Here is a 6,334-nt window from a genome sequence, read left to right on the forward strand (position 1 = left end):
GTCTACGGCGGTTCGGAAGAAGGCCACGATGACGGCCTGTTCATCGTCAAGCCGTTGTAAGTCGAGGATTTCTCCATGGCTTTCGAAGCAATGTTCCAGCCGATCCAGATCGGCAAGCTGACCATCCGCAACCGCGTACTCAGTACCGCTCACGCCGAGGTGTATGCCACCGACGGCGGGATGACCACCGACCGCTATGTGAAGTACTACGAAGAGAAAGCCAAGGGCGGTATCGGTCTGGCAATTTGTGGCGGTTCCTCTGTTGTGGCTATCGACAGTCCGCAGGAATGGTGGAGTTCGGTCAACCTGTCCACCGACCGTATCATCCCGCATTTCCAGAACCTGGCCGACGCCATGCACAAGCATGGCGCCAAGATCATGATCCAGATTACCCACATGGGGCGTCGCTCGCGTTGGGACGGCTTCAACTGGCCGACCCTGATGTCGCCGTCCGGCGTACGTGAGCCGGTGCACCGCGCTACCTGCAAGACCATCGAGCCGGAAGAAATCTGGCGCGTGATCGGCAACTACGCCCAGGCTGCACGTCGGGCCAAGGCCGGTGGCCTGGACGGCGTGGAACTGTCCGCCGTGCACCAGCACATGATCGACCAGTTCTGGAGCCCACGGGTCAACAAGCGTACCGACGAATGGGGCGGCACCTTCGAAGGCCGCATGAAGTTCGGCCTGGAAGTGTTGAAAGCCGTGCGCGCCGAGGTCGGTGACGACTTCTGCGTGGGCATGCGCCTGTGCGGTGACGAATTCCACCCGGACGGCCTGTCCCACGAAGACATGAAGCAGATTGCCAAGTACTACGACGACACCGGCATGCTCGATTTCATCGGCGTGGTGGGCTCGGGGTGCGATACGCACAACACCCTGGCCAACGTGATCCCGAACATGAGCTACCCACCGGAGCCGTTCCTGCACCTGGCAGCCGGTATCAAGGAAGTGGTCAAGGTTCCGGTGCTGCACGCGCAAAACATCAAGGACCCGAACCAGGCCACACGCATCCTGGAAGGTGGCTATGTGGACATGGTCGGCATGACCCGTGCGCACATCGCCGACCCGCACCTGATCGCCAAGATCAAGATGGGCCAGATCGACCAGATCAAGCAGTGCGTCGGTGCCAACTACTGCATCGACCGTCAGTACCAAGGGCTGGATGTGCTGTGCATCCAGAATGCCGCAACGTCCCGTGAATACATGGGTGTGCCGCACATCATCGAAAAAACCACCGGCGTCAAACGCAAGGTTGTGGTGGTCGGTGCCGGCCCGGCAGGGATGGAGGCTGCACGCGTAGCTGCCGAGCGCGGCCACGACGTGACCCTGTTCGAGAAGAAAGAGTTTATCGGCGGGCAAATCACTACGGCGTCCAAGGCGCCGCAGCGCGACCAGATTGCCGGTATCACCCGCTGGTACCAGCTGGAACTGGCGCGGTTGAAGGTCGACCTGCGTTTGGGCGTGGCCGCCGATGCCGACACTATCCTGGACGTGCGTCCGGACGTGGTGGTGCTGGCTGTAGGCGGGCACCCGAATGTCGAGCAGAACGAACATTGGGGCGCGGCCGAAGGCCTGGTGGTGAGCAGCTGGGACGTGCTCGACGGCAAAGTCGCGCCAGGCAAGAACGTACTGGTCTACGACACCATCTGCGAATTCACCGGCATGTCGGTGGCGGACTTCCTTGCGGACAAAGGCAGCCAGGTCGAGATCGTCACCGACGACATCAAGCCCGGCGTGGCCATTGGCGGTACGTCGTTCCCGACCTACTACCGCAGCATGTACCCCAAGGAAGTGATCATGACCGGCGACATGATGCTGGAAAAGGTCTACCGCGAAGGCGACAAGCTGGTCGCGGTCCTGGAGAACGAATACACCGGTGCCAAAGAGGAGCGGGTGGTGGACCAGGTGGTCGTCGAGAACGGCGTGCGTCCGGATGAAGCTATCTACTACGCACTCAAGGAAGGCTCGCGCAACAAGGGCCAGATCGACGTCGAAGCCTTGTTCGCGATCAAGCCGCAACCGTGCTTGAGCGAGGCGGGTGACGGGTACTTGCTGTTCCGCATCGGTGACTGTGTGGCGCAGCGTAATACCCATGCTGCGATCTATGACGCCCTGCGCCTGTGCAAGGATTTCTAGGCAACCACCGAACCACTGTGGAAACCGGTCAATGTGGGAGCCGGGCTTGCCCGCGATGCAGGCAACTCGGTCTTGAGTGATACCGAGTCGATGCCATCGCAGGCAAGCCAGCTCCCACATTGATCCGGTTCCCATGCAAGACCTATGTGGTCTTTGGGAGCTTCACCATGTTGAACACCTTGCTTCCCATTTTATTATTTGCCGCCTTGGGCCTTGCGGTGCTCGGCGCGCTTCGGCGAGTCGCGATGTGGCGCCGTGGTCGCGCCTCGAAAGTCGACCTGCTCGGCGGCCTTTTGGCAATGCCCAAGCGCTACATGGTCGACCTGCACCACGTGGTCGCTCGCGACAAATACATCGCCAACACCCACGTCGCCACTGCCCTGGGCTTTGTGTTGTCGGCGCTGCTGGCCATCCTCGTACACGGCTTCGGCCTGCATAACCGCATCCTTGGTTATGCCTTGCTGCTGGCCTCGGTACTGATGTTTGTTGGCGCCACCTTCGTTTACCTGCGCCGCCGCAATCCGCCTTCACGCTTGTCGAAAGGCCCGTGGATGCGCCTGCCGAAAAGCCTGATGGCGTTCTCGGTGAGTTTCTTCCTGGTGACGCTGCCGGTGGCTGGAATTCTGCCAGCGGACTTCGGCGGCTGGCTGCTTGCTGCGTTGCTCGGCGTGGGCGTTCTGTGGGGTGTGAGCGAGATGTTCTTCGGCATGACCTGGGGCGGCCCGATGAAGCATGCCTTCGCCGGGGCCCTGCACCTGGCCTGGCACCGTCGCGCCGAACGCTTTGGCGGCGGTCGCTCCACGGGCTTGAAACCGCTGGATCTCAGCGATAAAACCGCGCCCCTGGGCGTGGAAAAACCCAAGGATTTCACCTGGAACCAACTGCTCGGTTTCGACGCCTGCGTGCAGTGTGGCAAGTGCGAAGCTGCGTGCCCGGCGTTCGCCGCCGGCCAGCCGTTGAACCCGAAAAAGCTGATCCAGGACATGGTGCTCGGTCTGGCCGGTGGCACCGATGCCAAGTTCGCCGGCAGCCCTTACCCAGGTAAGCCGGTGGGCGAGCACGGCGGCAACCCGCACCAACCGATCGTCAACGGCCTGGTGGATGCCGAGACCCTGTGGTCGTGCACCACCTGCCGCGCCTGCGTGGAAGAGTGCCCGATGATGATCGAGCACGTGGATGCCATCGTCGACATGCGTCGTCATCTGACGTTGGAAAAAGGCGCCACGCCGAACAAGGGCGCCGAAGTCCTGGAAAACCTGATTGCCACTGACAACCCAGGCGGTTTCGCGCCGGGCGGTCGCCTGAACTGGGCGGCGGATTTGAGCCTGCCGTTGCTCAGTGACAAGGGCAACTGCGACGTGTTGTTCTGGGTCGGCGACGGCGCTTTCGACATGCGTAACCAGCGCACCCTGCGCGCCTTCGTCAAAGTGCTGAAGGCGGCCAAGGTCGACTTCGCCGTACTCGGCCTGGAAGAGCGTGACAGCGGCGACGTGGCGCGGCGCCTGGGCGATGAGGCGACCTTCCAACTGCTGGCCACACGCAATATCCAGACCCTGGCCAAGTACAGCTTCAAGCGGATCGTCACCTGCGACCCCCACAGTTTCCATGTGCTGAAAAATGAATACGGCGCTTTCAACGGCAACTACCGGGTACAGCACCACAGCACCTTCATGGCCGAGCTGATCGGCGAGGGCGCGTTGAGCCTGAGCCAGCACAAGGGCAATAGCGTGACCTATCACGACCCTTGTTATCTCGGCCGCTACAACGGCGAGTACGAGGCACCACGCCAAGTGCTGCGGGCATTGGGGATCGAGGTCAAGGAAATGCAACGCTCGGGGTTCCGTTCACGCTGCTGCGGTGGCGGCGGCGGTGCGCCAATCACTGACATCCCTGGCAAGCAACGTATCCCGGACATGCGCATGGAAGACATCCGCGAAACCGGCGCCGAGCTGGTGGCGGTGGGTTGTCCACAGTGCACGGCGATGCTTGAAGGTGTGGTCGAGCCGCGGCCATTGATCAAGGACATCGCTGAGCTGGTTGCCGACGCGCTGCTCGAAGACGCCGCGCCTGCCAAAGCCCCATTGAAGCGTGAACCTGCGGAGGTGCACTGATGAGCGACATTATCCGCCGCGACCCTCGGGCCGAATGGATTGCGCGCAACCGCCTGCACCCGCTGCATGCGGCGATGCAGCCGGTGCAACACAGCTGGATGGGGCCTAACGGCGTTATCCGCAAGAACGTGCATGGCGTTGGTTTTATCGGCCCCAATGGCATCAAGCGCATTGACCGCAGCGGCGTCCAGCAGGGCGGCGCGGCCAAGCGCACGGCAGCGGTGGAAGTGCAGTTGCCGCTGCATCAGGTGCCGACGCCTGCGTTCTACATCAACGTGGTGCCGGACATGGTCGGTGGCCGCTTGAGCAGCCATGACCGTGACTTGCTCGGCCTGGCCCGGCAATTGGCCGGCAGCGACGGCGCGGTGCTTGCGGTGGTGTTTGGCGAACACAAGGAAAATGCGTTTGCCACCGCAGGCGTCGACCGCCTGCTGGTATTGGAAGGCCACGAATTCGACGGTTATTCACCGGAACAACGTGTGCAAGGTTTGCGCGCTGTGGATAACCAGTTCAACCCGCGTCACTGGTTGCTGCCGGACAGCCGCAGCGGTGGGGGCGAGTTGGGTCGGCGTTTTGCCGCCAGCCTCAAGGAGCGCCCGGCCACGCGGGTTTGGCAGATCAAGGGCGACGAGTGCATCGGCCGTGCCGGTGCGGGCCAGGAAGACTTGGCCCGCCCGCTGCCGCGCTTGATCCTCGCCGCCGCCGAATGTGCCGACCCCGTCAGTGAAACCCGTCACGAAGCCTTGCCCGTGGAGTTATCCACAAGTCTGGCTCGCAGCCTGCCGCGTATCGAAGACCTCGGCGCGGTGGCGGTGGACCCGGCGGCGATTCCGATGGCCGAGGCGGAATTCATTTTTTCCGGCGGCAACGGCGTGAAGGACTGGGCGCTGTTCCACCAGACCGCCGCCGCCCTGGGCGCCACCGAAGGTGCGTCGCGGGTCGCGGTGGACGATGGCTTTATGGCCCGCGATCGCCAGGTTGGCGCCAGCGGTACCTGGGTCACTGCTCGCGTGTACGTCGCTGTCGGCATTTCCGGGGCGATCCAGCACCTGCAAGGCATCGGTGCTTGCGACAAGGTGGTGGCAATTAACCTTGATGCGGGCTGCGACATGATCAAACGCGCCGACCTGTCGGTGATCGGCGACAGTGCTGCGATCCTGCAAGCCTTGATCGCGGCGGTCGAGGCATACCGCAACGGCGCCAAGCGCGATGCAGCTTAAGGATATGGCCATGACGACGAATGTAATCAGCCTGGTGTCCATCGGCGCCCACCCCACCTCTGGGCGCCCGCGCCGGGCGGAGCAGGACGCACGTGCGGTCGAGCTAGGTCTGCAAATGGCTGGGGATAAGTTGCAGGTGCTGCATGCCGGCAATGTGGGCGAACCGACGCTGCGCAGCTACCTGGGCATGGGTTTGTCGCAGCTGCATGTGTTGGAACAACCTGCGGGCAGTGATGCCTTGCCGGTACTCAGTGAATACCTGCGCGACGCAGGTGCCCAGGTGGTGCTCGCTGGCAGCCAAGCGGAAACGGGTGAAGGCTCGGGCATGTTGCCGTTCCTGCTGGCCGAGCAACTGGGCTGGCCATTGATTGTCGGGCTGGCCCAAGTGGAGTCCATCGAAGGCGGTGTCGCCCATGTACTGCAAGCCCTGCCTCGCGGGCAGCGGCGGCGTTTGAAGGTGCGCCTGCCGTTTCTGGCGACGGTGGATAACGCGGCACCCAAGCCTCGGCAGAGTGCCTACGGCCCGGCGCAGCGCGGCGAGTTGGCCGCCCATGAAGTCGAGATCGAGCACGACGAGTTATTCACAGGCGCGCTGCTGCAACCGGCCAAGCCCCGGCCCAAGCGTCTCAAGGTGATCAAGGCCAAGAGCGGTGCCGACCGCATGAAAGCCGCCACGGCCAAGGCCAGTGGCGGTGGTGGTCAAGTGCTCAAGGGCCTCAGCCCGGAAGCGGGCGCCGAAGCCATCCTCAAGCTGCTCATAGAAGAAGGCGTCGTACGCTGATTCCTTGTGGGAGCGGGCTTGCCCGCGAAAGCGGTCTATCAGTCGACAAATGCGTTGACTGACACTACGCCTTCGCGGGCAAGCCC

At 62.9% G+C, this 6,334-nt stretch carries 4 protein-coding genes; all 4 read left to right on the top strand.

Features of this window, described 5'->3' with window-relative positions; all coding sequences use genetic code 11:
- Positions 1-75: 75 nt before the first annotated feature.
- The 4 genes from dgcA to ACRESD_RS16045 all read left to right on the top strand — a co-directional run bounded on the left by dgcA (position 76) and on the right by ACRESD_RS16045 (position 6,248).
- The gene (gene dgcA / locus ACRESD_RS16030) at positions 76-2,136 is read left to right on the top strand and encodes a dimethylglycine demethylation protein DgcA (protein ID WP_431751819.1); all 2,061 of its coding nucleotides are present in this window, start codon (positions 76-78) and stop codon (positions 2,134-2,136) included.
- 167 nt (positions 2,137-2,303) lie between these two features.
- Entirely contained in the window at positions 2,304-4,247 is a 1,944-nt protein-coding gene (dgcB, locus tag ACRESD_RS16035) for a dimethylglycine demethylation protein DgcB (protein WP_431751820.1), read from the top strand.
- The gene (locus tag ACRESD_RS16040) at positions 4,247-5,467 is read left to right on the top strand and encodes an electron transfer flavoprotein subunit alpha/FixB family protein (protein WP_431751821.1); all 1,221 of its coding nucleotides are present in this window, start codon (positions 4,247-4,249) and stop codon (positions 5,465-5,467) included. Before dgcB ends, ACRESD_RS16040 begins: the two co-directional genes overlap by 1 nt.
- 10 nt (positions 5,468-5,477) lie before the next feature.
- Positions 5,478-6,248, top strand: coding sequence for an electron transfer flavoprotein subunit beta (locus tag ACRESD_RS16045; RefSeq protein ID WP_431751822.1), 771 nt, complete (start codon positions 5,478-5,480; stop codon positions 6,246-6,248).
- Positions 6,249-6,334: the final 86 nt, after the last annotated feature.

This window comes from Pseudomonas sp. (genome assembly GCF_050739995.1).
Lineage (GTDB): Bacteria > Pseudomonadota > Gammaproteobacteria > Pseudomonadales > Pseudomonadaceae > Aquipseudomonas.

Excerpts from the sequence above, each read along its gene's own strand:
- dgcA (WP_431751819.1), top strand. The coding sequence starts at position 76 with ATGGCTTTCGAAGCAATGTTCCAGCCGATCCAGATCGGCAAGCTGACC.
- dgcB (WP_431751820.1), top strand. The coding sequence starts at position 2,304 with ATGTTGAACACCTTGCTTCCCATTTTATTATTTGCCGCCTTGGGCCTT.
- ACRESD_RS16040 (WP_431751821.1), top strand. The coding sequence starts at position 4,247 with ATGAGCGACATTATCCGCCGCGACCCTCGGGCCGAATGGATTGCGCGC.
- ACRESD_RS16045 (WP_431751822.1), top strand. The coding sequence starts at position 5,478 with ATGACGACGAATGTAATCAGCCTGGTGTCCATCGGCGCCCACCCCACC.